The organism is Methanohalophilus euhalobius (assembly GCF_900215215.1).
GTDB classification, from domain to species: domain Archaea; phylum Halobacteriota; class Methanosarcinia; order Methanosarcinales; family Methanosarcinaceae; genus Methanohalophilus; species Methanohalophilus euhalobius.
Genome location: NZ_OBDR01000008.1, coordinates 47,993 through 74,619 on the forward strand (window position 1 = coordinate 47,993; position 26,627 = coordinate 74,619).

At 43.6% G+C, this 26,627-nt stretch carries 27 protein-coding genes and 1 pseudogene; 17 read left to right on the forward strand and 11 right to left on the reverse strand.

All coding sequences use genetic code 11. The annotated features are described in order from the left end of the window. Position 1 precedes the first annotated feature (1 nt). Complete coding sequence (locus tag CP947_RS07725; RefSeq protein ID WP_128754341.1) at positions 2-3,805, reverse strand: NosD domain-containing protein; 3,804 nt, start codon at positions 3,803-3,805, stop codon at positions 2-4. Positions 3,806-4,147: 342 nt separating this feature from the next. On the opposite strand from CP947_RS07725, the gene CP947_RS10565 reads away from it, so the two are divergent. From CP947_RS10565 to CP947_RS07750, 6 genes are all read left to right on the forward strand, one after another. Then, positions 4,148-4,291, forward strand: coding sequence for a hypothetical protein (locus CP947_RS10565; RefSeq protein WP_164909028.1), 144 nt, complete (start codon positions 4,148-4,150; stop codon positions 4,289-4,291). A 122-nt stretch (positions 4,292-4,413) separates the two neighbouring features. After that, positions 4,414-5,586 carry a M24 family metallopeptidase gene (locus CP947_RS07730; protein ID WP_096712645.1) on the forward strand — a complete coding sequence of 391 codons (1,173 nt, stop codon included), beginning with the start codon at positions 4,414-4,416 and terminating at the stop codon, positions 5,584-5,586. A 34-nt stretch (positions 5,587-5,620) separates the two neighbouring features. Next, positions 5,621-6,511 carry a type II methionyl aminopeptidase gene (gene map, locus CP947_RS07735; protein ID WP_096712646.1) on the forward strand — a complete coding sequence of 297 codons (891 nt, stop codon included), beginning with the start codon at positions 5,621-5,623 and terminating at the stop codon, positions 6,509-6,511. Next, positions 6,492-7,133, forward strand: coding sequence for a hypothetical protein (locus tag CP947_RS07740; RefSeq protein WP_128754340.1), 642 nt, complete (start codon positions 6,492-6,494; stop codon positions 7,131-7,133). Before map ends, CP947_RS07740 begins: the two co-directional genes overlap by 20 nt. A gap of 13 nt (positions 7,134-7,146) precedes the next feature. After that, entirely contained in the window at positions 7,147-7,434 is a 288-nt protein-coding gene (locus CP947_RS07745; protein ID WP_096712648.1) for a YunC family protein, read from the forward strand. Next, entirely contained in the window at positions 7,418-8,473 is a 1,056-nt protein-coding gene (locus CP947_RS07750; protein ID WP_308736819.1) for a TRM11 family methyltransferase, read from the forward strand. Before CP947_RS07745 ends, CP947_RS07750 begins: the two co-directional genes overlap by 17 nt. Here CP947_RS07750 and CP947_RS07755 read toward each other — a convergent pair. Genes CP947_RS07755 through CP947_RS07765 form a run of 3 tightly spaced genes read right to left on the reverse strand, consistent with a single transcriptional unit; the run spans position 8,467 to position 10,558 of the window. Further along, positions 8,467-9,027, reverse strand: a complete 561-nt coding sequence (locus tag CP947_RS07755; RefSeq protein WP_096712650.1) for a M48 metallopeptidase family protein — start codon at positions 9,025-9,027, stop codon at positions 8,467-8,469. The two genes, CP947_RS07750 and CP947_RS07755, sit on opposite strands and share 7 nt — an antisense overlap. A gap of 8 nt (positions 9,028-9,035) precedes the next feature. Beyond that, a complete protein-coding gene (gene truA, locus CP947_RS07760; RefSeq protein WP_096712651.1) occupies positions 9,036-9,845 on the reverse strand; it encodes a tRNA pseudouridine(38-40) synthase TruA in 810 nt (269 codons plus the stop codon). A gap of 20 nt (positions 9,846-9,865) precedes the next feature. Further along, complete coding sequence (locus CP947_RS07765; RefSeq protein WP_096712652.1) at positions 9,866-10,558, reverse strand: ArsR/SmtB family transcription factor; 693 nt, start codon at positions 10,556-10,558, stop codon at positions 9,866-9,868. A 119-nt stretch (positions 10,559-10,677) separates the two neighbouring features. Here CP947_RS07765 and CP947_RS07770 point away from each other — a divergent pair, with 119 nt between their 5' ends. Beyond that, positions 10,678-11,745: a formate--phosphoribosylaminoimidazolecarboxamide ligase gene (locus tag CP947_RS07770; RefSeq protein WP_096712653.1), complete on the forward strand. Its 1,068-nt coding sequence runs from the start codon at positions 10,678-10,680 to the stop codon at positions 11,743-11,745. Positions 11,746-12,033: 288 nt separating this feature from the next. Here CP947_RS07770 and CP947_RS07775 read toward each other — a convergent pair whose 3' ends face one another. The 3 genes from CP947_RS07775 to CP947_RS07785 form a co-directional block, all read right to left on the reverse strand. Next, on the reverse strand, positions 12,034-12,663 hold the full coding sequence (locus CP947_RS07775) for a hypothetical protein (protein ID WP_132130919.1): 630 nt from the start codon (positions 12,661-12,663) through the stop codon (positions 12,034-12,036). Positions 12,664-12,722: 59 nt separating this feature from the next. Next, entirely contained in the window at positions 12,723-14,042 is a 1,320-nt protein-coding gene (gene dnaG / locus CP947_RS07780) for a DNA primase DnaG (protein ID WP_096712655.1), read from the reverse strand. 582 nt (positions 14,043-14,624) lie between these two features. Then, positions 14,625-15,248, reverse strand: a complete 624-nt coding sequence (locus tag CP947_RS07785) for an RNA 2'-phosphotransferase (protein ID WP_096712668.1) — start codon at positions 15,246-15,248, stop codon at positions 14,625-14,627. 130 nt (positions 15,249-15,378) lie between these two features. On the opposite strand from CP947_RS07785, the gene CP947_RS07790 reads away from it, so the two are divergent. The 8 genes from CP947_RS07790 (at position 15,379) to CP947_RS07825 (ending at position 23,144) form a co-directional block, all read left to right on the forward strand. Then, positions 15,379-16,503: an OB-fold nucleic acid binding domain-containing protein gene (locus tag CP947_RS07790; RefSeq protein WP_096712656.1), complete on the forward strand. Its 1,125-nt coding sequence runs from the start codon at positions 15,379-15,381 to the stop codon at positions 16,501-16,503. 235 nt (positions 16,504-16,738) lie between these two features. Then, a complete protein-coding gene (locus CP947_RS07795; protein WP_341539144.1) occupies positions 16,739-17,347 on the forward strand; it encodes a CBS domain-containing protein in 609 nt (202 codons plus the stop codon). 59 nt (positions 17,348-17,406) lie between these two features. Beyond that, entirely contained in the window at positions 17,407-18,159 is a 753-nt protein-coding gene (locus tag CP947_RS07800) for a CBS domain-containing protein (protein ID WP_096712657.1), read from the forward strand. Positions 18,160-18,246: 87 nt separating this feature from the next. Next, the gene (locus CP947_RS07805; protein WP_096712658.1) at positions 18,247-19,215 is read left to right on the forward strand and encodes a CBS domain-containing protein; all 969 of its coding nucleotides are present in this window, start codon (positions 18,247-18,249) and stop codon (positions 19,213-19,215) included. A gap of 23 nt (positions 19,216-19,238) precedes the next feature. Further along, on the forward strand, positions 19,239-20,078 hold the full coding sequence (locus CP947_RS07810; protein WP_096712659.1) for a CBS domain-containing protein: 840 nt from the start codon (positions 19,239-19,241) through the stop codon (positions 20,076-20,078). 28 nt (positions 20,079-20,106) lie between these two features. Next, positions 20,107-20,883: a CBS domain-containing protein gene (locus CP947_RS07815; protein ID WP_172425463.1), complete on the forward strand. Its 777-nt coding sequence runs from the start codon at positions 20,107-20,109 to the stop codon at positions 20,881-20,883. Between the two features lie 9 nt (positions 20,884-20,892). Further along, positions 20,893-22,059 (forward strand): RNA ligase, encoded by a 1,167-nt coding sequence (locus CP947_RS07820; RefSeq protein ID WP_096712661.1) that lies wholly within the window; start codon positions 20,893-20,895, stop codon positions 22,057-22,059. Positions 22,060-22,106: 47 nt separating this feature from the next. Continuing rightward, entirely contained in the window at positions 22,107-23,144 is a 1,038-nt protein-coding gene (locus tag CP947_RS07825; RefSeq protein WP_096712662.1) for an EF-Tu/IF-2/RF-3 family GTPase, read from the forward strand. Positions 23,145-23,147: 3 nt separating this feature from the next. Here CP947_RS07825 and CP947_RS07830 read toward each other — a convergent pair whose 3' ends face one another. From CP947_RS07830 to CP947_RS07835, 3 genes are read right to left on the reverse strand one after another with little or no spacing between them, the layout of a single operon-like run. Next, positions 23,148-23,456: an RAD55 family ATPase gene (locus CP947_RS07830; RefSeq protein WP_253247332.1), complete on the reverse strand. Its 309-nt coding sequence runs from the start codon at positions 23,454-23,456 to the stop codon at positions 23,148-23,150. Continuing rightward, complete coding sequence (locus tag CP947_RS10795; protein ID WP_253247333.1) at positions 23,456-23,593, reverse strand: hypothetical protein; 138 nt, start codon at positions 23,591-23,593, stop codon at positions 23,456-23,458. Before CP947_RS10795 ends, CP947_RS07830 begins: the two co-directional genes overlap by 1 nt. Continuing rightward, the gene (locus CP947_RS07835; RefSeq protein WP_096712664.1) at positions 23,581-23,883 is read right to left on the reverse strand and encodes an RAD55 family ATPase; all 303 of its coding nucleotides are present in this window, start codon (positions 23,881-23,883) and stop codon (positions 23,581-23,583) included. The genes CP947_RS10795 and CP947_RS07835 overlap by 13 nt, the downstream gene beginning before the upstream one ends. A gap of 95 nt (positions 23,884-23,978) precedes the next feature. Here CP947_RS07835 and CP947_RS07840 point away from each other — a divergent pair, with 95 nt between their 5' ends. After that, positions 23,979-25,019 (forward strand): stage II sporulation protein M, encoded by a 1,041-nt coding sequence (locus CP947_RS07840; RefSeq protein ID WP_096712665.1) that lies wholly within the window; start codon positions 23,979-23,981, stop codon positions 25,017-25,019. Here the strand turns inward: CP947_RS07840 and CP947_RS07845 are convergent. Continuing rightward, entirely contained in the window at positions 25,009-26,031 is a 1,023-nt protein-coding gene (locus tag CP947_RS07845; RefSeq protein WP_096712666.1) for a methionine synthase, read from the reverse strand. The genes CP947_RS07840 and CP947_RS07845 overlap by 11 nt on opposite strands. 168 nt (positions 26,032-26,199) lie before the next feature. Here CP947_RS07845 and CP947_RS07850 point away from each other — a divergent pair. Then, a pseudogene (locus CP947_RS07850) lies at positions 26,200-26,627 on the forward strand (RNA-guided endonuclease TnpB family protein); the annotation flags it as partial.

A 26,627-nucleotide genomic window follows, 5' to 3' on the forward strand; every position in this document is an offset into this window, starting at 1 on the left:
TTTAGTCCTTCCGCATTATGAGTGCTGCACCTGCAATCAGTGCCACTGCAAAAATGGCGGTAAAGCCGGGTGTCTGAGCATTTTCAGTTTCAGATGCAGGTTCATCTGTTGTTTCTTCATCTTCAGGTTGCTCGGCAATCGGTTCTTCAATCCCTTCTTTGTATTCATCTCCAACAATGCTGAATACAGAAAATCCGGGAGTCTCGGCTGTGAAGTGGAGATATTGGTCATCTTCTCTGACCTGATTACTTGGAAGGTCCTGCCACTTTCCATCATGGAATCTGGTCATGCGTATTGTGGAAGGGTCGATGTTGTTTTCCTCAACCCATTCTTTGCTGACCTTGAACTCGATCAGGATGTTGTCAGCATTTTCATCAGAGATAGTACCTTCACTGCCAACGGTGATACTCATCAACTGGTAGGAATTACCTTTTGGATCATCCACATCATCGGGTTTGTCCTTGAGTGCCTGCACCTTTGCTACAACTGTGCCTTTGTCATCCTTTGCATCAAAACTGATTCCAAGTACAGGTCCTTGTCCATCAGAGAAATCATATTTCACATTCGATCCAGCAAGCACACGTTTAATTCCGGAAACTGTACCTTCGACATCTTCAGGAGGCATACTTGGACCTACTGAAGAGCGTCCACCGGAACTGCTCTTTTTATAGTCATCTGCTTTGAGAGTATCAGCCCTGATCACGGACAGGTTGACTGTGTTGTTATAATTACCCAGAACATCAGTGGCGTTTACATTCAGGTAATATGTGTCTTCAGCATCTGTATCCACCATTATGGAATTGTTTACCCAGTAGCCACTAACATTTTTGAGAACCGCTTCATCTACTGTATCATTTATACTGGAGACATTGACCACCACTGAGGAGATGCCGGATGTGTCTTTTACCGAAACGTTCATCTCAAGAGTGTCTCCAACTTTTACCCTTTTCTCCTTTGGAGAAATTGCAGTGACCTCGGGTGTTTTACCATCAGCAGTATAGGTCGACCAGTGATCTACACTGAAAGTCAATGTACCTTTCTCTGCGTTCCAATCAAGCCCTGAAACCGAGTCACTGGAGGTATTGCCTGCTTCCAGGATTGGCTGGCCATCGAGCAGTATGCCCGGCTGGTTTTCGAAGGATCCAAGGCCATACATTGTAAGACTGGTTGAATTATTCAACCTGCTCAGGTTTGCAGAGTCCAGTGTTGTCTGCGCTGTATCGAAATCTACATATTCCCCGAATTGTTGCAATTTCTGGGCAAACTCAATATCACAGAGATTTACGTATTCCGTGAATTCCAGACTTCCAATTACATCACCATTACTGTCGTTTGCTTCAAAGGTCAGGTTGCTTACATTGGTAAGATCTTCAATAGTAGTCCAATCTGTAGTATTGGGGTTACCCAGACCGGTTATATTTGATTGGGGATTGAAATTCAGCATTACAGGACAGACGGTATTGTTAGCACCTGTAGCTGTTGTGGCATGAATGGAAATATAATAGACACCAGTATCATTATCTGGCATAGTATGATTCAGAAGGGTGAATACACCATCACCCTGATGCTCAAATGAAATGGGATTAGTATTTCCAGTTATATTGGAAAAATCTGCAACTACGCTGGCATCCGATTTATTATCCAGTTTTGTCCACAAACTGATATTCTCCCCACTGTAAGCAAAGGTGAAATTTGCATTTTCAGATCTGTTAGTGCCATCATTGTTGATGAAAAAGACAGCCGGTGATTCTGTGAATTTAAGAGAAGTCGGCATTACAAGAGGCAAATAGTCGTAATTATTCTCTGCTTCATGTATTGTGTAAGTATCGTTGGGAGTATCACAAAAACCATCGCCATCAGTATCAGTATTTTCCTGACTAAAACCGGTGCCATCCGGAGTCGCCCAGAGGTTACCTCCGATATAGTCTCCGCCTGCAATATTGGGACCGAGGGTTTTTGTGGTGTTCCAGTAATTGGTCAGAGTTCCAGAAATGTAAGCATTCCGAATATCATTGTTGAAATAATTATTATAGATATGATTTTCAGAACTTCCACCACTTAAATATATGCCACCACCCCCATTCATTGAGATAGTATTATTGTAGATGGAGTTATTATACCCTGGATATAAAAAAATTCCATACCGATCATTATTGGACAGGATATTTCCACTCAATTCATTTTTTCCAGATTCATGGATATATATTCCACATCCATATCCTTGATCTGAATTTATTTCATTGTCCCCATTATTAGAAATATTATTATTGCCAACAAAATTATTAGATGATCCGTATTGCCCGCCCAAAAGTAGTCCAATTTTGTTATTCAATATAGTGTTATTAACCAGCCTGTTTTCGTGGGAAGAAACAAAATAAACTCCATTGTTGATATTATTTGACACATTGTTTTGAGTCAAATTGTTGTATTTAGAGTGAGCAATCTTTATTCCATTATTGTTATCCAAAGCTATGTTGTCAATAAGGGTAGTGTTATAAACATATGAAATATCTATACCATTATTGTTATTCAAAACTGTGTTATCTATAAGGGTATTATTTTCATTATAGACTCTATCAACATCATACAGAGTAATACCATTTTCAGTATTATTAAACACAGTGTTACCAGTCAAAATGCTATCCTGAGGATATTGTAAATAGATACCATTGGAATTGTTATATACAGTGTTATCAGTCAAAGTGCTATCCTGAGGATATTGTAAATAGATACCATTGGAATTGTTATATACAGTATTACTGGAAAAATTATTGTCACTGGAAGTATCTTTAGGCGAAGACATATAAATTCCATTGCCATCATTGTCTGAAATTGTGTTGGCAGTTATATTGTTAGTAATAGAATTTAGTAGATATATACCACTATATGCGGTCACATCAAAATATCCATTGCCTGAAATTGTGTTGTCAATAAGATTATTAGAATTGCTTCCCTCTAATTTTATTCCATGATAGCCATTGCCTGAAATTGTGTTGGCAGTTATATTGTTAGTAATAGAATTTAGTAGATATATACCACTAAATTCGTCCCCATCAAAATATCCATTGTCTGAAATATTATTGGCAGTTATATTGTTATTATCACAATCATCCATAAGAATGCCATGACCCTCGTTATCTTGAATGATGTTATCAATCAATTTATTATCATTACTTGAAGATTGCAAATAAATTCCAATTCCGGGATTTTCTGATACATCGTTTCCTGTCAAATTGTTATTGTTGGAATTTGCTAAATAAATCCCATAGTTATTACCAAAAACAATATTATTACTTAGATTGTTGTTTTCAGAAGAGGCCAGATAAATTCCATAAATCATACTATTATTTGCAATAGTGTTGCCTGTTATGTTATTATTGGAAGAACTACTTAAATATATAGCACTAAAGTAGTTATCTGGAATTGTGTTATCAGTTAGGTTGCAATAGTTTGCATTATTCAAATAAATGCCTGATGCATAAATACCATTATTACCATTAGCACCACTAATATTAAATCCATTAATAGTTACACTATCAGATTTTATATCAAAGACAGGATTTTCTGGATCGGCTGCAATGACATGTGTGACAGAAGCACCATTTGCCGAAGTGATATTCAATAATGATGTGGAAACTTCGATATTCTCAATGTAGGTACCTGAATCCACGAGAATAGTGTCTCCACTACTTGCATTACTCACAGCTGCCTGTATAGGAGTGGAGGATTCATTGAAAGAGTTGCCATCTTTCCACCATCCAGTGTCGTTCACATTAAGTGTATCTGCACCTGCTGTACCAACCATCAAAATGGTTAAAATCAGAAGTATTAGGGGGGATTTTCATCTGGACACCTTGCTGTTTTAATTAGAATTATGCAAGCCCGGGATTGAAGAGGGGGCTAATTGTTCATATTATTAATATTTGAGACATAACGTATATAATAATATCTGTCCTATACAAAACATGCTTTGTCTACAAATTACACAAAAATTCTATATTGGCATTCATGATGCCTGTTATGATGGGGTATTCTGCAACTATCCTTACCCAAATCCCTTACATGTGTAGCCCAATTGCAGCAGTATAAATATCTCCCTGCCAATCTACTCTTCAGGGTTAAAACCTCAAGGAGTGGGAATAAATAAATGATAGAAAAAATTGTACTGTACAAACAGGGGAAAAAGATTGACCCGGCTGTGGTCTTTTCTGCCATTTTGGACAATAAAGGCAGAGTACGTCGCAACAGGATGTATCGGCTCTATTCGGGCCACGGCTACAACAGGGGGTGAGCGAAAAATCTAAAATGGCCTTTCTACAACCTCCTTCCTGTGTTTTGGATTGTTAAGCTCTTTCAAGGACTTTTTCTTTTTCCGCTGATACCCTTATGTAGCATCAGTACAAATTTCAGTACATGAAGCAAACGAACAATTTCCCGGACGTTACTGCAGCCCTTGCAAAAAACCGATGTGAAGCCTACCTCCTTGTTGCCGATTCTTCCAACGCCGATATGTATTTTGCCACGAAATTCCGTGCAGGCGACCCTTTCTGTTACATCCAGACCCGCAATGCCAGGGACATGATGCTTATATCGGATATGGAAAAGGGCAGGGCTCAGAAGGAAAGCAGGATCGAGGAAATCGTGCCTTTAAGTTTCTGCGATTACAAAAAACGCCTCAAGGAAACAGCCGACCCGGGCAGGGCCTACGGGGAATGTATCGGCCAGTTACTGCAGAAGGAAGGAGTGCGACATGTGGCAGTACCCCGGGATTTCCCCGTTTATACGGCTCAGGTGCTCAAAGAGATGGGCTTTACCGTCAATCCGATCCAGAGCCCCCTTAGAAAATTGCGTGAGGTCAAGGAAAAGGGGGAGGTCAATCTTATCAGGCAGGTCCAGCAGGCCAACGAAGAGGCAATGCAGGCAGCCATTGAAACCATCAGGACCGCTGAGATCGAGGACAATAAACTCTTCCTTGAAGGTCAACCCCTGACAGCATCCAGGGTACGCAGGATTATTGAACATTGCCTGCTTGATCATGACTGTCGGGCCCATGGAACCATTGTGGCCTGTGGCAAGGGTGCAGCCGATCCACACTGGCATGGTGAGGGACAGCTGCTGGCAAGCGAGCCCATTGTGATCGACATCTTCCCGCAGCATAAAATGCATCACTACTGTGGCGACATGACCCGTACCGTTACCAGGGGAGAAACTACAGAACAATTACAGCAGATGTACGATGCCGTGCTTGCAGCCCAGGAAAAGGCTCTGGGAATGCTTAAACCCGGTGTTGCAGCAAATGATGTGCATCAAGCGGTCTGTGACGAGTTCGAAGAAAGGGGATATTTCACGGATGCTGAAAAAGGTGAAGGATACATCCACTCCACAGGGCATGGTGTCGGACTGGAAGTGCATGAAGCACCCTCGATCGGTTTAAGGGAGATACCCCTGCAGCCGGGCAATATCATTACCATTGAACCGGGGCTCTACTACCCACAGATCGGCGGGATACGCCTGGAAGACCTGGTCCTGATAACAGAACATGGTTATGAGAACCTGAACACTTTTGAAAAGGAATTTGTAGTATAAACATTAATCTCCAGAATCATAACAGGTGATGAGCATGCAGGATAAAGTTCAGGAAGTCGAGGAGATTCTCGATAAGTATCTAACCGCCGGTAAGATTCTGTCACAGGTACGGGGAGAAGCCGCGGATAAAATCAAGGTAGGGGCAAAGCTGCTGGATGTAGCCGAGTTTGTGGAACAACGTACAATGGAACTTGGAGGCAAACCCGCTTTCCCCTGCAATCTTTCACGTAATGACGAAGCCGCCCATGCAACCCCGATGGCAGGGGATACGGAAGTTTTTGGCAAGGACATAGTCAAGCTGGATATGGGAGTACATGTGGATGGCTATATTGCCGATGCCGCCCTGACCGTTGACCTTTCAGGAAATAAGGATCTGGCAGATGCTTCCAGAGAGGCACTGGATGCAGCCATAGATACTGTCAAAAGCGGTGTGAATACTGCAGAGATCGGAGCGGTTATCGAGGATACAATCCGTGACAAGGGATTCAAACCGGTTGCAAATCTCACGGGCCACGGCCTTGCACGTTATCAGGCACATACCCCGCCAAGCATACCCAACCGCCATATCGGACAGGGGATGGAACTTCAGGCAGGCGATATCATAGCCATCGAGCCCTTTGCGACAGATGGTGCGGGCAAGATCTCAGATGGTAGTTTCACGGAAATCTACCAGTTCATACAGAAAAAGCCCATACGTATGCCTGCAGCCCGCAAACTTCTCAAGGAACTGAAAGAATACAGCACCCTTCCCTTTGCCAAAAGATGGCTGACCTCTTCCAAAATCGATCTTGCCCTGATGCAACTTGAAAAGGCTGAAATCATCACTTCCTTCCCTGTACTGAAAGAGGTGGGCGGAGGAATGGTATCCCAGGCCGAGCACACGCTGATTGTCACTGAAGATGGGTGTGAGATCACTACTCGTTGAGGTGTCCGTTTTGCGTAAACTTGTGGTTGCAATACCTATCCTGCTTGTACTATTTATTCTGATTATGCCTGCATCTGCCCAGATGACCTGGAGCAATCACATAATACTTAAAAACAACATCATGAAATGGAATTACAACGAAAGTTACACAAATTCATCCGCCATTCTTTACAGAGACTACATCGACTCACAATTGGGAGACGACAGCGGGCTTGTAAACGCCTGGGAAGTATTGAAAATGGATGTCAAAGTGCGCAATTATCTCAAAGGAGAACTGGAAGAGGAGATGGATGTACAGATCAATGGTTCCTCCGAGAATATCCAGGTAACCGATATCGCAGCACAAATGGGATTTGAAACACTGGGCAACATCAACAAAACAGACAGGATAGACAACCGTTACAGTGTCGACTATATTTTTGATACTCCAGTTCTCAATTCCGACACAAACTTTACCTTCAGGGGGCAGAATCAGTCTGAAGTTGTTATCGAACTTGCTGATACAGTGGAGATAAATTCTACAGCAGGAATGGAGAATGTTATTGTTTCAGAAGGAGAAAATACTACTTTTGTGAGGGGCAATATAGGGAATACATCGTATTTTTCCCTTTACACTGAATAATCAGGTGAGCAAAATGAGAATAGAACAGATCAAACTGGAAAACGGTACAGCACAGGGTCTCAAATGGGAATTTGAAAACGCTTCCCTGCTCCTGATCAAAGCCGACATGGGTTATGTGATGTGTGGCTATCTCAATATGGAAACCGCAGACAAACTGGGGGATGTGGCTGCTGTGGTAAGTGGTGTGGACAGTTTTGAAGATGTACTGCAGGCATCTCTGAAATCGGTAAGCAAAAAAGCCCTTGGTATCGGAATTGAGGAAGGGATGACCGGCAGACAGGCTCTTGAAAAGATGTTCTGATATGCGCTACGCTTTTGAGCTTTCCGGAGACCATGAAGAAATCGCTGCAGACGAGGCTCTGGCCTGTCTGGCTACCGAAGGTCTCAAACCGGTATACACGCAGCATTATGATCACTGCCTTGTGGTGGAACTTGAAGAGCCGGATGCCGAAATTAGGTTGGAAAAATTTGCCGGAAAACTGGCCATGTGCCATCATATCCTGCGCGTTACTTTCATCTGCAATAATGAACCCGAAACCATTATTTCCAGTGCAGAAAACTGCGACATCAAACCCCATCTTTCTGCAGGCCAGACCTTTGTAGTACGTGCCCGGAAGGTCAATCACCATACCACCGTGGAAGGCTCCTACCTGGAACAGAGGGTAGGCGGAGCTGTTTTCAGGAAGGGTTACAGGGCCAATCTCAACCAACCCGATGTTACCCTGCGGCTCATACTGACCGAAAAATGCGTATGTGGTTGTGTCATTGCATCCATAGACCGCAAGGCATTCCATGCACGTGCACCCCACAAGAAACCCTTTTTCTATCCAGGGGTACTCATGCCCATTACAGCCCGGGCGCTGGTGAATCTTGCAGGGGTAAACAAGGATACCAGACTGCTGGATCCGTTCTGCGGTACTGCCGGCATACTTGTGGAAGCGGCCATGCTGGGTTCAAGAGTAATCGGCCTGGAAGCGCGGAATGAGATCATACAGGGAGCAAAAATGAATCTGGAATATTTCGGCGGGGATTATAACCTGCTGCAGGGGGATGCCTGTAAATTACCCCTCAAAAACAGCTGCATTGATTCAGTGATCACCGATCCTCCTTATGGCAGGTCCGCCATGATAAAGGCAGAATCCATCCGGCATTTATACGAAGAATCCTTCGCAGAAATGTACAGGGTTCTCAAACCCAGCAGTAAAGCAGTAATCGTCTCGGAGATGGAGATTAACAGGCTCGCACTGGATGCGGGATTTACAATAGTGAAACAGTACAGCCAGAGAATACACAGAAGCCTGACCCGCAATATTACAATTTTGCAAAAAAATAATCAGTAAAATGTCTTTTTAATGAGATGCCAGTATGCTGCAAGTTCCAGTTCATACTTTTGTCGTAGAGGATATCTGGCTTCTACCAGGTTCCAGAATCTCTTATTGTGCTTAAACTCGATAAGGTGCAAAAGCTCGTGATACACAATAAATTCTATCAGGTTATCCGGCAGATACATCATGTGCCGGTTGAAAACAAGTTTTTTATCACTGCTGCAGCTGGCCCATTTCCTCTTCATTTTCCTGAAAGTTAAATCCCTGACCTCCACTTCCAGTTCACGTTGCAGCCTTTGTACAATACTTTCCACGAAACTATAAAAGAGAGGATCTGCGCGCTTTTTCTCCAGTCTCTTTTCCCCGGATAGAGCAATAACCCGCTGCAAATGCAGATGTTTGTTGTAAATCCAGTCTGTATTTTTCTCGATAAAGGCTGCAGCATTACCATATCCTTTGGGAACAATTACCCGCAACATTCCGTCCTTAAACTCCAATCTTGCGTATTTGACGGGACGGTGAACTATATCATAATCTATTACAGCATCTCGAATATGTAACTGCATCATTCAGCCTTTTATTCTTTTGGCAAAAACTGGTCCATTACCTCGGCTAACACCTGATGATAAACAAGATATTCCTCTATTCTTTCACGGGAGCGACGCATGGAGTAACCGTCATCAAACCACTGGACTGAATCGCCATAATTCACATCCGTCAGAATAAGCCCATAGGGTTTTGCAGGTTTAATACCCTCTTCGTAGGAAGCAGGATCCAGCATGTTTTCCAGCCATTCCAGATCCCTGGCACCATTGCCCACAAGCAACAGGACAGTTACAATCTTGCGAATCATTTTCCACAGGAAACTGTTGGCCGTGATATCGATCCTGAGCAGGTTGCCTGCAAGTCTCACATCGATCTTCTCGATTCTGCGAATGGTACTGCGTCCGTTATCCCTGAAACAAAAATTAGCAAAATCATGACTGCCTTCAAGGATACTGCAAGCGGCTCTTATTTTTGAAATATCGGCATCCATTGAAGGTGTTATATAGCGATAGGTACGATTTCTGGCATACCTTCTGGGATGAAAATCACTGTCGACTTCAGCACGGGACCACGCCCATATATCCCCGGGTAATTTGGAATTGATCACCCTGGGAATAGCCAGCTTGGGTTTATCGGTATCAAAAGCCACCACCTGTCCCATGGCATGCACTCCGGTATCCGTACGCCCGGCACTTACAAATCTGGCAGAGGAAGGATCCTCGATAATCTCAAGGGACTGCAGGGCTTCAAAAAGTTTCCCTTCCACAGTGGATACTCCAGGCTGCACCTGAGAACCACGATATGAAGAGCCTATATAAGCGATTTTGAGAGCAACTCTCATACAGGATCACTTGTGTCCAATTACACCTTTTTCCTATTATAAATTTCCCACAACGCAAGTACTGCTATTATAAACAGGCATCCAAAGAAGAACCATACGCCTATATGGGAGAGGAAATCCACAGATATCAGACTGCTGGCATCTGCTGTACCTGCTGATTCACCGGCTGCCCTGGCAGCTTCTGTGGTTGCGTTTGTGGGAGCTTCGCCAGCAAAAAGAGCCGTGTCATTGCTGGCATTGCCAGCCGGCATCTCAGACATCACCGCAGGGGCGACCGGTGGCATGGTCTGGCCCAGAGGTTCAAAATCCCTGAAATATTCAATACCCAATGCTGCAAAAAGAGCCGCTCCTGCCATTGCCACATATTTGCGCAACATACCGAGGATACTGGAGCGATCGGTTTTGCTGCTGCCCGGAACTACCACGATCATTTTTTGCACGGGTTCATATATCTTGATCTCCCTGCCCTTGCGACTCCATTTGGTCTCCTTTACCTGTATGAGTTCGCTTTCCAGCAAACCATCCAGATTGTACTTGATAGTGGTAAGGGGCATATCAAGCTCTTCGGCTATCGAAGTTGCAGACATGGACTGTCTTGCGAGTAATTCCAGGATCTTCAGGGATTTCTCATTGGAAAGGGCCTGGGTGATTTTACGTGAATCTTCATTTAAAGGTAAGACCAATACTTTTTCCGTATTGCCATCGTTTTCCATACAAAGGAGTATCAATTAATGAAGTAATAAATTTAGTGTAATGTGCGGACCACTCCGTAGTATATCCTTAAATTTAAATACTACTTCCTACAATGTGATGTAACTTTTAAGGCGATATCATGATTACGAAAAAGCAAATCTCCGACATCCTGAAAGATTACAATACCGATGACCTGGCGATTGCAACGGTATGTTCTCATACTAGCCTCCAGATATTTCATGGAGCCAGGAAAGAGGGGTTAAAAACAATCGGAATTTGCATAGGTGAACCTCCGCGCTTTTATGATGCCTATCCCCTGGCCAAACCCGATGAGTTCATTTCCGTTGACAGTTACAAGAATATTCCCGATATCGCCCCCCTTTTAAGACAGAAAAATGCCATAATAATACCACATGGCTCCTTTGTGGAATACATGGGTGCCGAGAAATTCCTTGATCTTGAAGTACCCACCTTTGGTAACCGTGCTGTACTCAATTGGGAATCAGACCGCACAAAAGAGCGGGAATGGCTGGAGGGAGCAGGAATCCACATGCCCCGGCTTGTAGAACCAGAGGATATCCACGGTCCTGTAATGGTCAAATATCACGGTGCCAAAGGAGGACGTGGTTTCTTCATTGCCAAGAACTATGAGGAATTTCTGAAAAATATCGATGAAAGTGAGAAGTACACCGTCCAGGAATTCATTGTAGGGACGCGTTATTACCTGCACTTCTTCTATTCTCCTCTCAAGCAAGAAGGATACAGGCTCAGTAACGGAACTCTTGAAATGCTGAGTATGGACAGGCGTGTCGAATCCAATGCCGATGAGATCTTCCGTCTGGGTTCTCCTAAAGAACTCGAAGAATCAAACGTGCAGCCTACCTATGTTGTTACCGGCAATATCCCCCTGGTAGCCAGGGAATCCCTGATGCCCAAGATTTTTTCCCTCGGAGAACAGGTTGTGGAAGAATCCCTCAAACTGTTTGGTGGCATGATCGGGTCCTTCTGTCTGGAAACGGTTTTTACAGACCAGCTTGAGATCAAGGTCTTCGAGATTTCAGCCAGGATAGTAGCAGGGACCAATATATACACCAATGGTTCCCCATACTCCGATTTCATAGAGGAAGGACTATCCACAGGCAAACGTATTTCCCAGGAAGTCAAGCGTGCAGCAGAGCAGGAAAAACTGGAAGTAATCCTTTCCTGAAAAATCAGGAAGACAATAGTCCAGTCTCTCTTTTTTCATTAAATCTTTTTTGAAATAATTATGTCTCAATAGCCGGCTATGGTTTGAAAAAAGTAGACCAAAAAGAGGGGTTGTTGAGGAATACTCGATTATGGGGGATGAGTTTTGGAGGATCAGTACTGCAATACTCAATTGGGGGGAGTTTGGGGTATTTTCGCAGTATTCCTCAACTATTCCCCTCAAATAATCTATAATATATATAGTTTCTTATTTTTCGTTACGGTTTTGAATGTTTAAGGCATCCAGATGTTAATTATCCATTCCCAATGAATCAGGGTTTTCTGCCATATCTATTACATCATCCAGACTTGCAGGCATCGATCCATTGGTATAATTGGCAGTATCAGCATTTTGCATAACCGTATACCCCTCTTTCATGTTGTCCAAACCTTCAAAGCTTGAACTGTTCATCATATTGAAAATATAAGCATAGTTTACCCGTGCCATATTTTCCTCAACTTCCTGCAGGGTGGTTTCCTTGGTGATGTCAAGGGTTTGGGCATTTTCCTCCAGAATTATTCCCAGAGTATAAGATTGGTTCAACAATTGCCCATATCTTTGCGCTGCAGGTTGCACCTTAGGAGAAGGATTGAAGGACGCCAGATTTTTTTTGGATTCGATAGAATGAGCAGTCAGATTTGCTGCTGCTTGTTCCAGAGCTTTTGAATCCTGTGTTTCAAAGGCCTGTTTGATATCCCTGTAATCTGAATTGATGGTATCAACCGAACCTTTCATCCATGCCAGAAACTCAACATCCTCTTTGCTCTGAGATACAGTACCTTCGACATCATTTATTGTATCCTGTAGATCAGAACATCCCGAGATAAACAATACCAAGAACAATACTAGAAACGAAAAAAGTACTCCCCTTCTTTGCAAGAACTTTCCTCCTGCAAAGGAGAGGAGTGAACATACTAATATACTTTACGTATTATAAATCAGGCAGACGTGTAAACCTTAACGTTTGCAGGACTTTTGGTGATATTGCCCTTTTTCACGCCGATCAGGGTATCAATCCCTTTATTGGATGCTATGTCCAGTATACGCTGGGTAACAACACCGTCAAATACTACACTTTTCACATTATCTTCTGAATTCTTCAATGTATTCACAAGATCACGTACAGGTGTTTCATTGACGACCTTATCATCCTGATCAAGTAAGCGTGCTCCAAGGGTACCTGCAAGAGATTCCGAATGAGAACTCAAACGTTTCAGAACCGGGTGTTGCGATGTTGCAGGTTTTGTTGTGGAAGGTTTTGGCTTTTCTTTTTTGATAGGTGGTTCGGCAATCTTTTTCATTTTGGCAGCGGGATTCCTGGCACGATCAGGTTTGACCCTTTTCTCACGTTTTGGAACCCTGGAGATACGGCCACCCTTTTTCGGACCTGAAGAGCTGGATGTTTTGGCTTTTTCAGCAGGTTTATCGATAGAATAGGCTTCCATGGCCTGTTCTACCGGTACTTTCTGGCGCAGGGCACGTATGATTTCCCGCTGTACAAGATCTTCAACAGTTTTACCATCAGGGGCACGTGCCACATAATCTATATCTGCTACCTGCAGCAGTTCCTTGATAATGAGTTTGCCTCCCCTGTCACCGTCGGTAAATGCTGTTACGGTCTTTTTCCTGGTAAGTTCTGCAACCTCTGGAGGCACATTGGTACCACCCACACAGATAGCATTCTTAATACCATAACGCAGCAGGTTCAGGACATCGGCACGTCCTTCTACCACTACAATGGCATCAGAATCAACAACATTGGGACCGCAGGGGATGTTCTTATTCTTACCAAAGAACTGCATCTCTTCAATGCGCACGGATTGACGTACTTCGTCAGCGATTTCCTGGGATTCAGGCAGGTTGGCATCGAACATACCTGTGAGAATGAACTTGGCCCTTTCAACTATATGTTTGCGTTTGGTCGCGCGAACATCCTCTATATTGCTAACCTCGATATTCGCAGAACAGGGACCTACCCTGTCAATGGTTTCCAGGGATGCTGCAAGGATTGATGTCTCGATCCTGTCCAGACTGGAAGGAATGTGTATGTTGCCCTTGGTCTTTCCGCCTTTGGTGCTTACAACGACCTCGATCCTGCCAATCCTGCCGGTCTTCTGGAGATCACGCAGATCAAGATCAGACCCCAGCAAACCTTCGGTCTGTCCGAAGATAGCTCCTACAATATCAGGGCGTTCTATCACCCCGTCAGCATTGATTTTTGAATGAATGATATACTTTGTTGTATCAGTACTTTGCATTGTTGATTCACTCCTTATTCTTAGAGAATGCATTAAAATCGCGATCAGAACAAAGTAAAACAGAATCAATATTTCCAGAAGTCACCACATCAAGCCCGGATAATGCCGGCTCTATGCTTTTGTCCCCCACGGACAAATGTTGTACCAACAGTCCGAATGAACACATAAGACTGTGAACTAACTTGTTTAAGTTCAATTTTGCTTGTGTGATTGGATCTTATCTAAATTATCCAATGTTATATAACCGACCCTATCGGAAATATATGCTTCTATGAGTGATGAAATCTGATAATGCTTCCGTTTTATTGATCATTGGCCACCCATGTTGGCAGCCAATCGTAATGATCCAAATTTATCTGCATTGGCTGATTATTCATTAGATCATAACACCTAATGAAATTTGATTATCTTAATAATGATCATATATTTTTAATGACCAATTCTAGTTGGATTTTGTCCTTTAAGAACTTTATGGTACTTACCAAAGAACAAAAAGATCAGACTAAAAGAAAAATGTAGATGTGTCTCCAGTGGAAATATGGGGGTCTGCTGTTGGTCTTTTCCCATTTAACGGAGGATCATTTACTCATCTGCAACTTCTATATATTCTGGCAAAACTTCCTTGCTGAGTACTATCTCATCGTTAGCACAGAGGAACTCATATCCATCTTTTGCAGCACTGGCAGCATCTATCTCAAGTATAACCGGATTATCGGTATGCACCGCCGCCGCCTGTCTTGCTTGCTGGCTGGTAGTACTCAGATGAATATAGGTCTGCCTGTAAGGTTTGATACCATTTTCCAGAAGCATATCAACCTCTTCCTGACTGACCCCATAATAGAGTACATCAGAATCATACAGGGGATAATCAAGATTCACATCTATAGAATGACCATAGCGGGCACGTATAAAAGAGTCATCAATTTCATATCTCTGTTTGGGATCAGATTCCACAAGGGACACCAGACGCATCTTGCCTGCCCACTTATACCGTTTTTTCATTGCCTCACAAAAAGCATCAAGCTCGATCCATCCCTGAGCGTCCATATCCAGCCCTACATCATCCGGAAAATGCCTGAGGACACCGGAAACGAAACGTCCCAGTCTCATCTCATGCTCATCATCGAGCATAAATTTACCTCTTTCCCCGCATCGGGGGCATTCCTCACCACGGAAATAGCCGTGTTCTCCACATTTTCGGATCATGATACCAGAAGGGGGATGGAACTTATGGTTAATTATATTATCGGAATGACCTGTTTCGTTAGGTTTATCACATTCGCCCTGCAATGAAGACTAAACCAATCATTGTTTATTAAAGAATGCAGGTGTGCTGATGGACGATATCGATACAGTATATGAAAAACTGGAAGGCATAATTTCCAGGGAAGAATTTGAAGCAAAGGTAGAGGAAAAAATAGAGGAGATGCATAACCTCTGTGATGTCCAGACAGCCGCCCTGCTGGTAGCACATAACCTCGGTGCTACGGATGCGGGCGTTGAAACGATTAAGATTGCAGACATAAATGAGGCATCATCCAACGTGAATTTCACAGGAAAGGCAATTTCTGTTTTTGAACCAAAGGAATTCAGCCGTGACGATGGCACCACAGGCAGGGTTGGAAATATTATAGTGGCGGATGAAACCGGTTCGATCAGGGTAACTCTCTGGGACGATCTTGCAGACCTTTTAAAAACCGGTGATATCAGTACTGGTAAGAGTTACAATATTAGTGGCTACGCCAAAGAAGGTTATTCAGGAATTGAAGTCAATATCGGCAGAGGTGGAGGCATTTCTGAAAGTGAGGAAAATGTCAAGGCAAATATTAACCTCTCCGGTATCTCGGAGATAAAGGACGGAGATTCTGATGTTAATGTCGTTGGAATGGTCCTGGATGTATCGGATGTTCGCACTTTCCAGAAACGTGATGGTTCTCAAGGACGGGTACGCAACATTACAATAGGAGATGAGACCGGCAAGATCAGGATTACCCTGTGGGACGGGCGTACCGAACTTGCAGATAAACTTGAAACGGGGGATAGCGTGGAAATAATCAATGGTTATGCCCGGCTTAACAGCTACAGCCAGGAAGTAGAGATACAGGTGGGCAACCACAGCAGTCTGCGCAAAACCGACAGGGAAGTGGAGTTTGAAGAAGATTATACCCCGATTGCAGATATCGTCCCGGGCCAACCTTACTCAATCAAAGGAGCAGTATCGGGTATGGGAGACCTCAAGGAATTTACCCGCAGCAATGGCAGTGAAGGCAAGGTTTCCAATATATATGTCTCCGATGAAACGGGCAGGATCAGGATTGCACTCTGGGATGAAAAGGCCGAGATTGTGGACAAAGTCGATATCGATACCCCGATCAAGATCATCGACGCTTTTGCTAAATCCGGTTTCAATGAAGAAGTAGAGCTCAACGCCGGAGGACGAAGTAAAGTGATTGTTTCCTGAAAGAGTGAGTTTTGTCTTCCAATTTTTCCACGGCTTAAGGTCGTGTACTTCTTTTACTTCTGCACATGTTCTAGGACAGGTTTTAATGCTTACTTAAATAATATTTGGTAATATTAGCCTTCAGGTATGCTTATTTTCATAATCAATACTCTACCATTTTCCCAGAAAATTTCTTTTGAATGCAAAATGGACATCTATATAAGGCATAAACAGAAATATTCTATGTAGGAGTGTGATGCCAATGGTCGTGCAGGAGCATAACAGCGAGGACTCGTCTTATGGGGGAATCGAGAGTCAAATACCTGTGGGGGATCTTATGTCCCACAATGTTGTAAGCATAGATGCTACCTGCAACGTTTTTGAGGTTGCCAGGGAAATGATGGCTAAAGGTACCGGCAGCGTCATAATAAGCAGGGGAAGTAAACCTATTGGCATAATCACAGAGCGTGATATTGTTGGCAAGGTGGTAAAACAGGACCTAACACCCAGCTCTGTCCCGGCAACAGAGGTCATGTCATCTCCGATTATAATGGTAGAAGCTTCTACTACCGTTATAGAAGCATCCAGGCTGATGGTAAAGTCGAATATACGTAGACTTGCAGTCAATAAGGGGGAAGATATTGTTGGTATTATTACAGATAGAGATATCCTTACAATTTCTCCGGGCCTCAACACTATTTTAGAGAACCTCATTGAAATGAACCGGGAAACAGGGATTCCTGAAGAGAGCTATCTGGAAAGAGGAATCTGCCAGCGTTGCGGTTCGTATGTGGATGAACTCACAAGCGTAAACGGACTGGCTCTCTGTGAAGACTGCAAGGAAGAAGAAGGATACTACGACTAAAAAACCATCAAACCAACGCCGCAAATAAGGGGGATTTTTGTACGCAGATAAATGAAACTATGTCAGGGGACGCAGTGTATCTGCACGAAAGTGACACTGTGACCCATGCTCGCCAGTTGATGAGAGATCATTTTCTAAGGGGAGTTCCTGTTGTGAATGACAATAGGAAGGTTTCGGGAATGATCACTGATCAGGATATTTTGAAAGTGGGATCCACAAAATCAAATGTCACTGTTGCCGGTTTTGTGAAACCGGTCCCACAGATAACACCTGAGACTGATATTTACAGGGCCGCTTCCTTGCTACTGGAAGCAAAACTTGAAAGATGTCCCGTGGTTAAAAGTACCATTGAGCAAAACCTGGTAGGAATTGTAAGCAATACCGATCTTCTTGGCAAAATGGTGAGTCGGGATTTATCAAAATCAGTCAGGGAGATCATGACCTCTCCTGTCACCACATGCACACCGACAGATAACATCGGGGAAATCTGGTCTGCTATGCTTGAAAATGATTATACAGGCCTTCCGGTGGTCTCAAAGAAAAATAAACTGATGGGCATGGTTACCAGGAGAGACCTGATAAAATCGGGGTTTGCACGTATAGGAGTCAGGGAAAATGACGGCCGCATACACAATCAGCCAGTTGAGAAAGTAATGTCAACACCTGCCTACAGCATCAAACAGGATACATCCGTGAAAGAATGCACAGAAAAAATCCTGCATTATGATGTCGGCAGATTAACAGTGGCTGTTGAAGATAAACCCGTAGGCATTGTAGACAGAAGCGACCTGCTCAGGGCCTATACCGAATAAGTAGGCTTTGTAGAGATGATATAACACATTATACGGGTGGTATAGGTAAATTCAAAGGATAAAACACGTATTCAAAAAGAGGATAAAATGAGTTCCAGACAAAAAAATGCCGGTAATCCAGGAGGGACGGATATCAGCAAGGATCCAAAGGCCTACAGTATGGAGAGTACAATGGACAGGGGAAATGTCAACTTCAAGGCTCATATAGCCCAACATGAGGGAAGTATACTGGCCGTTGCAACAAAAGATGTAACTTCCTCAAATCCCACTACTCCCATAATAGATATCATTAAAAAAATGAGCAAGATGCATTTCAAGCATATGCCTATTGTCAATGCAGGAACATCAAAACTTGAAGGTATAATCACTTCAGTGGATATAATGGACCTATTGGGTGGAGGAGAAAGAAGCCTTTTCGTGGAGAAAAAATTCAAGGGGAACCTGCTTTCAGCTATAAATGCACAGGTACGCTACGTAATGGAGCATAATGTCCACAGTTTGAGGAATGATGCCCATATTGAAAAGGCCTTTGAGTTGATGATAGACAAACATATTGGATGCGTGCCCTTAGTGGACAATGATGGTCATCTGGAAGCAATCTGCACCGAAAGGGATTTCCTTACCTTTATAGTAGGAGTGCTGACCGGGAAAAAGGTCGAAAAGTGGCAGACCCGAAATGTCAAAACTGCGGATGCAGCAATTTCGATCTGGGATGTTGCCAGGACAATGATTGAAAATGAGTTCAAAAAGATTCCTATTGTCAGAGACAGTATACTTATCGGAGTCGTTACATCTTCCGACATCCTCAATTATCTGGGAACCGGGGAAGCTTTTGAAAAACTCACCACAGGTAACATCCACGAGGCTTTCGACAGCCCGATTGGCAATCTTTTGCATAACGATCTTATCTGGACAATACCGGATGCTGATCTCGGGGAAGCAGCCGAAATTATGCTTGAAAAAGGAATTGGATGCCTTCCTGTAATAAAAGATGGTAATCTGGAGGGAATCCTGACAGAAAGGGATATCCTGCTTGCACTGGCAGACAAACAATAAAATTTCTTACGGAGGATAGGAAAATGAATGTATCGGATATAATGAGTACTCCGGTCTATGTGATTGGAACAGAGGAACCTGTATCACACGCAAGGAACCTGATGTTTCGTCACAAGATTAGTACTTTGATAGTTGTTGAAGAGGAGGAAATAAAGGGAATTATCACAAAAAGTGATATTAGCAGCCGCCTTGCACAGGCAGAACCAATGTGGAGACGGCGCCCTATTGACAAGATCCCGGCAAAAATAGTGATGACTGCTGAACCGATTATCACTATTTATCCCGATGCATCCGTATCCCAGGCCATTAACCTGATGCTGGAAAATCAGATCAACAACCTGCCGGTGTTCAAGAACAAGCTTCAGGGAATAGTAACAATCGGGGATGTAGTCCGTTATGTAGCAGATAAAGCCATAACAACTAAAATTTCCGAAATGCTTACCGATGACTCTGTGGAGGTTCACCGCCATCACACAATCAACCATGTAATAGATGAAATGGAAAAGCACAGAGTCAGTAAAGTAATAGTGATAAACGATGTTGGAGACTCCGTCGGTATGATCTCCACCAGGGATATTGCTCTTAGTGCCATGGAGGATAATGAAGGTAAAATGCAGTCAAAGAATATCAAAATGGCACGTAAACCCACGCAGGGGGGTGAAAAAACATACAGGTATGTAAAAGATGTACCTCTGGTAGCAGAGGATATAATGGTCGAACTTGACGGGGTTGTAAATATCGAAGATAACCTCTCAGATGCGGCCAAAGTAATGGTAGAAAACAATCGTACAGGCCTTCCTGTCGAAAAGGAAGGAAAGATAGTAGGAATCTTGAGCAGAATCGATATAATAAGGGCTGCTTAAGCAGGTAAATTCCCAGGAGATGTTTATTATGCAGGTAAAGGACATAATGGTACAACCAATAAGCGTAGATAAAGCAGACACTATTTCTCATGCACTGGACATAATGGAAAAGAACGATACAAGAAGACTGCTGGTTACTCACAACGGTCAGCTTGTAGGTGTCCTGACCATGAGAAATCTTACCAAGGAACTGGGAACCCGCAAGAAGGGGGCCAAACCTGCCTCTTCCCTTCATGTGGCCACTGCTGTATCGGATAATTTCGTTAAAGTTCTGCCAGATACCGACCTTGATGATGCCATTACTTTGATGAAAAAGAAAGGCGGGGTTCTGATAGTCACCGATAACGAGGATATAATGGGCTGGGTTACTCCCCAGGAAATCCTTCAAAACCTCTATTTCGATGGTTTTGCCGGTGAAATTATGATAAAGGACCCGGTAGTAGTCAATCCAGCCGACAGGGTAAGTCATGTAAGGCACATAATACTCGAGAACAATATGGGCAGGTTCCCTGTAATGGATAACGGTGAACTGCTGGGCATAATTACCGAACAGGATATTGCCAAAGCGATGAAAGCTTTCCGTGAACTTGTATCCGGAAACCAGCAGGATGCCAGGATCAAGAACCTGATTGTAGAGGATATAATGAAAATGGGTACCAAGACCGCCTACACCAACACACCTGTTGCCGAGGTGGTTGATATGATGCTCAAGAACAATATAGGCGGGGTACCGGTACTCAACCTGGAGGAGGATTTCGCGGGCTTTATCACCCGGCGCACCCTTGTTGATACCCTGGCAAAGTGAAGGCAAAGAATGAAAGGTTCTCAGAAACCAGAACTTGATATGGAAAAGACAGCCCGCTTTTTAGGGCTGTCAGTCTCCAGGCTGGAAAGGTTGCTTGAAAAAAGACTCCTGTCAAGAAACTGGGGAAAGTACACAAATTTTTTCAGGTTTGAAACTTCAGTCTCAGGTATAGAAAGAGGAAGTGTACTCCTGCAAAAGCGCGATGGGAAACTGGATTTAATCCTGGGTTTCCCAAAAATACAACGTGCGATGCTGCTTGAGCCTTCCATAAATAACCATTTTTCAGAAATTGATAAACTCATAGTCGAAGAAAAGATGAACGGCTATAATGTCCGTGTGATTGAAGACGCAGGGAAACTTATCGCTTTCACCCGCAGCGGGCATGTCTGTCCCTATTCCACAGAAAAAGTCAATTATCTTTTAGACCTTTCCTTTTTCAGGCAATATCAAGACCTGGTAGTGCACGGAGAGATGGCAGGACCCGAAAATCCTTATGTCTCCAAAAAGGTCTACGATACACAGACACTGGATTTTTTCGTCTTCGATATACGCCATAAAAAGACTGGACAACCTCTTCCAGTCAAACAAAGAAGAAAACTGGCTTCATCCTTTGGTTTCAAGCAGGTTCCTTTCCTGGGAGAGTTTGCAAGGAAAGAGGCTGCTGAAAAGATTATGCAAATTATAAAAAAACTGGGTGAGATGGGACATGAAGGGGTGGTCATCAAGGATTTGGACATGGACCTGGCACCTATCAAATATACATGCTCTCAGAGTAATTGCGCCGATCTTGAACATGCTTTCAAGTTCTACAACGAGGTGGGACGGGATTACCTGTATTCCAGGGTAGTCAGGGAAGGTTTCCAGACCGTGGAATGGGATGAGGACGAAGAGACAATGGATAAACGAGCTTTAAGGCTTGGCAGAAGCATCATCTCTCCTATGGCCGATTCTGTCCGAAGGGTTGGCAAGGGTGAAAAACTCTATGATGAGGTTACCCTGCGTTTCCAGAATCCACAAACCCTGCAGGAATTTGAGGAATATTTCCGCCGGCTTGGTATAGATGCTATTTTTGACCAGGTGGGGTATTCAGGAGGGGAACTTATGGTTAAACTGCAAAAACTCAACCAGAGTACCACCGACAAAACCGAATCAATGTGGGAAGGCAACCTCTGGTGAAGTAACACATTTATGCACCAAGCCCCTGTTAGTGCACAGGTGTACCAATGACTAAAATCGCAATTATCGGAAGTGAGGGAAGCGGCAGGACTTCCCTGGCGGCAAAACTGGGTAAAAAGAGCACAGCTGCAGATATCACCATGTATGATTATGCCAGGAACGATGTGGTGATGACAACCATCGATGCCAATGGTTACCCCAAATCCGTCAAACCTCTTGTCACTGCCCTGCAACTTTCCGACATAGCCCTGCTCTGTATTCCACCGCAAGGCCCTGATGCCTTTGCAGGGGAATGTATCATGGCCCTGGACCTCATGCAGTACAAGCACGGGATTGTCGTACTCACCAAAGCGGATACCTCATACCCTTACGCCCAGGAAGAGCTGCAGAAAAACTTGCAGAAAATCCTGTCCCCAACCACCCTGGCAAACTGGGAATTTGTAAACCTGTCCACCGAGTCCTTCGAAGGTCTGGATGAGATCAAGGAAAAGATCTTTGAACTTGACGAGCAGGTCAATTCCGAATATGAAAAGCTCAACGATAAACCGGTCCGTATAACTGTTGACCAGTCATTCAATGTCACGGGAATTGGCTGTGTGGTACTGGGAATTGTGGAACAGGGTACGGTGAATGCAAAAGAAAAACTGACAGCCTATCCTGCAGACAAACCCCTGGAAGTCAGGTCTATCCAGATGCATGATGAAGATGTAAAAAACGCTCCTGCAGGTGCCAGAGTCGGCCTTGCCCTTAAGGGTGTCCAGTCAAAGGATATTGAGAGGGGTTTCATTATTTCTGAAAAAGAAGAGGTTGCTGAATCTCTTGTGCTTGAATGTACCCTTTCCTCCTTTGCTTCTCCTCTCAAGATATCCGATGTACCACATATTTTCACAGGTCTGCAGTCATCACCCATGCGTATTGAGAAGATCGAGATTGATGGAAAGGAAGCCGAGCAGGTAAATGCCAGTCAGCAATGCACACTTCATTTAAGCGGCTCCCATGAAATAGCCTACAGACAGCAGGACAGATTCATAATCACGAACCTGGATGCAAAACAGCGGTTTACAGGTTACGGCTTCGTTAAGTAATAATTATCTTCTGCCGAGTACCTCAATGCCTTTTTCCCCGAACCGGAAAGCCTGTCTGGATATGGGATGAGGCACCCCTCTCATTTTTATAATCTGAAGAGAACGATCCTCATTATCTGAAGCCGGATTATGGAATAATATTACACCATCGGCAGCGAAATGCTCTGAAGATACACTTAGAGGAGTGGGATGATCGTCTATAAGAAGAGTTGTGCAACCCAGCGCCTGTAGATTGCGCACAAATCGTGCCATTTCCATCTTTTCCAGGCATTCGTCCTTATTGGAAAAACGTATGGATGAGAGAGGATCCACTACAACCCTTTTGATATCATTGGCCGCAACATGTGCAGATATTTCCCTGAAAACAATTGAGGCAGAGGGAGGTCCCCTTCCACAGGATAGGGATTCATGTCGGATTTTGGGTTTATGACTTCCTTTAATTCATCCATGTACCCATATTCCATCTCCGGGTCCAGATCTGTAAAGAATATTTTTTCATTTTCAGCAAGGCCGGCAGATTGAGGGAGTAAGTAGAAATATCAGCTATAATATTTTCGGAATTCTGCATCAAGGTGACATAGAGACCTGCAGCTCCGAAAGACGCCCCATGTGTCAGGTACTGCATACCAAAGGTACTTTTACCACTTCCCGGGGAGCCATTCAATAGATAGACCCTCCCCTCTGGCAAGCCTCCTCCTATCAGTTCGTCAAGCCCTTCAATTCCAGTCTCTACCTTCATCACTACCCTCAAATAATATATGCAAAAAACTTCCAGGTATCCAATGCATACATCAGGTTATATTGAACTAAATTAATATTATACTTCAAGGGTACATGAAAGTTATAGTTAACATTACCAAAGATGGTCGCAACATGTCATCCAAACCAAATTCCCTGATAAAATGGCCTGCTTTTCTGTGGTGTCTGAAAGTATTTATCTATTCAGCCACAATGACAGCTCTACTGGCACTGGCAACTTATGCAATTATGACGACCCTGGCAGAACCTGTAACTATAAATGAGACTATTGAGAGAGCCACATCCGCAGCAACCTCAAAAGTCCATCGGGGCGCAGGATACGTGGGAATTACCTGGTCAATCTTCCTGTTCAACAGCCTCGCTGTCCTTACCGCTTCGGCAGGTACTGCACTTTTTGTCTATTTCAACCGCTTCCTGTTGAAAGATATCACATCCCGCAGGCAGCATCACAATTATGCAAAAATCTCCATTGCAATGGAAAAAGGACTCTATCCGATCTACAGGTTGCTGGAGTGGCCTGCTGAGCGCTTTTTTGGATTCCGGCCCATCAGTACCCAAACAGCAGAAAATTCAGTATGGAATTATACAGGCTACAGCAGGTATCATTTCCAGCTACTTGCAGCAATAGTCCCATTTTCAGTTCCCCTCCTCGTAGCAGCCGCCAACGGGGCCATTCTGGGAATGCTTTTTGCTTTCCACCTATTCAACGGAGCTTTTTCGGGCTACCAGCTGGCCGGAATCAATGGAATTGTGGGTGGAGCTGTCTATAATATTACTTTTTTCATATCCGCAATCCTGCCCCACGGGATAATCGAAATTCCAGTCATTCTTGCCAGTACTTCTATCGGGTATGTAATTGCAGATTCCAATTGCCGACTTGTAAGGGACAAAAATCTTTTCGTCTCCGATAATATAGCGAACCTGCAGGCCGATATAGCAACAGAAGAGAGGAATACAGGAACAATCCTGTTTTCTGCCTTATTCTGGAAAATTTACTTATTATTTGTACTGTTGCTTCTGATAACCGCTTTCATAGAGACGCAGGTTACACCCCACATAATTACCCGGGCCCTTTCATTCGTGGAGCCCTTTGTATCCTCATTGCTCAATTCCTGAAAGTATCAAGAGCCTCTGCTACATTACCAAGCAGGGTGGAAGCTATTTCCGGAGTCGGCCAGGAACCCAGGCCACAATCCGGCCCGACATATTTGACCCGATCCCCAAATATTCCATAAGCATGTTCCAGACGCTTGAGGATGATAGAGGGAGTTTCCATGTTAGTTACCAGTTCCTGGAGCATTGCAGGCTTCTGCCAGGCATTGGTTGAATATTTTTCATTGAGAGTGGCTACAAGATTGAAAACATCAGTTCGTGCCACACCGGCCCTGAGGAAAGAATCTGTTTCCTCAAGGACTTTTTTATCAATAAGTTCCAGATAGGTGGGATTGGCTGCTGATTCCACACCAATTACATTGATACCTGATGTACGACAGGCAAGCTCGTAGTACAGCGGGGAATGCAGGTGGATCTCTACGTCCACTCCCTTGTGGGAAGCGGTTGCAGAGGCTTTTTCCAGTGCATTTATAATCTCATCATCATCAAACATGACCTGCGGGTTGATACCAATACTGGGTTCATCAATGGATACGGTATGTACATTGAAATTGGATGCCTCATCAATGGCATTGGTTACAAATTTGTCAATGCTTTGTCCAAAGAGTTCCAGTATATCATCATAAGAAGTTCCACCGAATTCCTGCAAATATAATTCCAGTGGCCCGGTCACACACACACGGACATCGGGTTTTGTACCGGTTTCCGCTTGATACTCTTCTGCAGCTTTTTCAATCGCTTCAAGTTCAATAATCTTCGCGCAACTTGCCTTTACGTCAAAGGGACCCTCTATACATTCAGGATCATTGAGGATTGAAAGGAATTGCTTATTCATATCCTGAAACTGAGGATAGGTTGCAACGTCCACACCGGCATCCAGTTTTTGCCGGAATGTGGATTTGATGACATCAAAAGCCGCAGGTTCATGTGCGGGTATTGCTTCTCTTAACCACTCTGCACTTATTCCTCCTTGAAGGGGGAAACTGCCGATATCATCGAAAATCAGTTCAGTCATGCTTTCCAATGAGCAAGCTTCATTAATAACAATTGCGCAATATTCAACTCATCGAGCAGGAGTTCCTTTCCGTAAGGTAGGAGAGGAATGTGCATGTTAATTCACAGAAAACTACTTATACTTTGCATGTGAACATACTATTGTATGTTTCTCACTAAAACAGTTATCTTGAAAATAGCAAATCCTGATAACGATTTGGTGGAAACTATGCAGAAATATTCAGATGGAATGAATTATGCTTCTGAAGTTCTTTTTGACAAAGGTAAACCGATTCCAGCAATGAAATTACAGCAGGAAGTTTACTCCTATCTTCGTGAAACATTAAAATTAAAATCCCAGATGAGTTGTAATATCCCAAGACAGGTTGCAGGATGTTACAAAACATTACATAAACAGAAAAGGGCAAAATGGCAAAAGGTAGAGTTTTCGCCGTCATCAATGACTTTTTCTTACAAAAGGGATTTTGTTATTGATGAAGATGCGATCAAAATAACCACTCTTAACGGAAGAAAACCTTATTCCATTTTGAATTATGACTATGCGAAACAGTATTTTGATGGTTCATGGAAATACCAAGCATCCAAAGTTGTAAAACA